Source organism: Glutamicibacter sp. BW77, from assembly GCF_002332285.1.
Taxonomy (GTDB): domain Bacteria; phylum Actinomycetota; class Actinomycetes; order Actinomycetales; family Micrococcaceae; genus Glutamicibacter; species Glutamicibacter bergerei.
The window spans coordinates 1-1,744 of the sequence record NZ_NRGT01000081.1 but is presented as its reverse complement, the minus strand read 5'-3'; the positions used below and the strand labels follow the sequence as shown (position 1 = coordinate 1,744).

Annotated in this window: 1 protein-coding gene; it reads right to left on the bottom strand. The window is 55.8% G+C overall.

Going from position 1 to position 1,744, the window contains the following annotated elements:
* Positions 1-186 precede the first annotated feature (186 nt).
* Positions 187-1,623, bottom strand: a complete 1,437-nt coding sequence (locus CIK74_RS16590; RefSeq protein ID WP_096257441.1) for an IS1380 family transposase — start codon at positions 1,621-1,623, stop codon at positions 187-189.
* Positions 1,624-1,744 lie beyond the last annotated feature (121 nt).

Sequence of the window (1,744 nt, the reverse complement as noted above, 5' to 3'; positions counted from 1 at the left end):
TAGCCCAGATTTTTCATCAGGGCTTTGACGGCCACCGAAATCCAGAACCCAGGATTTCCGGTGGCCGTTCCTGATTCCACCCACGCCAAAGAGCGCCTGATGCACCGGCGCCGGGTGCCGGGCTCCACACACCCGGACCAAAATAGCCTTTCAAAACCAAAGAAACAAGGAAGCACCACTACCTGTTCAGGTAACAAATGCACCATGGCGCCACCGCTGGAACAACAAGCCAATACCCTCATTCAGCTGGCACATCAGCTGCGCTTCTGGTGCTCTCGCAGAGATCAACAGTCGGCGTTGCCGTCCACCAGAGACGATTTTCCCTGCCATCGAAAACAACCGGTACCGCCACCGCTTCAAATCCCACACCGAAGCCTCATGACCACGAGGCAGTGCAGCCAGTTGCAACCAAGACACCAGATTCAGTGCGAGCATCGCCAGGTCCGCCCACGCCTGATTCGCAGCAAAAGACCAATAAGGAAGCTTGCCCAACCCCGTATTCTTCAGGGTTTTGATCCGGTTTTCGCACCGACCCCGAGCCCGGTGCCGGGCATCAAGGAACGCCACGTTGAACCGCGGGCTATTGGTCAAGAACGCCGTCACCCGGTTCCCGTCCGTATCGAACAAGTTCGCTTTCGCCCCAGGATGCAAAGGCTCAGCACGCAAATAAATCCGAGTCCCGGTCGGATAGTCGTTCAGGTCCAACACCTTGCTGGCATCAATCACCCACGCGTTATCACGCTGGCCACCATCAGCGTCCAGTGCTGGTTCCCAGTACTTCTTCTCATCGATCCACCGAATGAACCGTTCCTTGACCACTGGCAAAGAATACGAAGTGGAGAACTGGAGACCCAACGAATCCACGTGGTGCAAGAACTCACGGGAGGACCCGGCGCTATCAGTGCGGACCAGAATTTTCTCACCCATGAGGTTTCCGTGTTCATCATAGAAATCATCAGGTAACTGAGCCAAGGCCTGGGTGAGCACTTCGATATGTGAGGCAGCTGAATTCGCGCCCTTGTTCCCCGGCCGTAGGTGCACGGCCAGGACTTCACCGGTTCCGTGCTCTTTTCCGTAGTCGGCCATGGCGATCATCGGTGAGAAACCGTATCCGCCTTTATAGGTGCCCGCACTATGTTGTTTCTCGGAGTGCACGTGCACCAAGGAAGCATCAATGTCGATGATTAAAGGGTTGTTTGCCGTGGCCAGCCGGGCAGGATTTCGGGGCCCGGCAGCCGCCCAAACCTTGGAACGCAGGCTTCGGGTCATGGTGGCGAACCCATAGGCGAAAGCCTCCGGCTGAACTTTGATTCGTCCCATGAACCTGCTAATCGTGGCATCCGATGCCACAGCGCCGAAGAGGTCCGGCGCAGCTCGAAGCTGGTCGATATCAGTGGCTTGTTCACCGCCAGCAGCCAACGAGAGCGCCAGCGCTCCGAGGATCTTGCTTGGACGGTGCGTCGCGGTGGCCGGCACGAACTGGGAGAAACGATCTTCGCAGACCCGCCGGAAGTCTAGTGCGTTCAAGAAGCTGGTGAGCACAGATAAGCCTGCGTGGGATATCAGCGATTGGCTGGTGGGTTGGGTCGGAAGTGCGGGGAAAACTTGAGTAGAATGGTTCACTGAAAAGGTGATCCTTTGGATTGGAATTTTAGAGCTTCAACAACTCCTATTTTCCCAGTTCAGATCACCTTTTCATCTTTTAAGTCAGTTAATGACTGCCCATCTTCATGAAATCACTGGG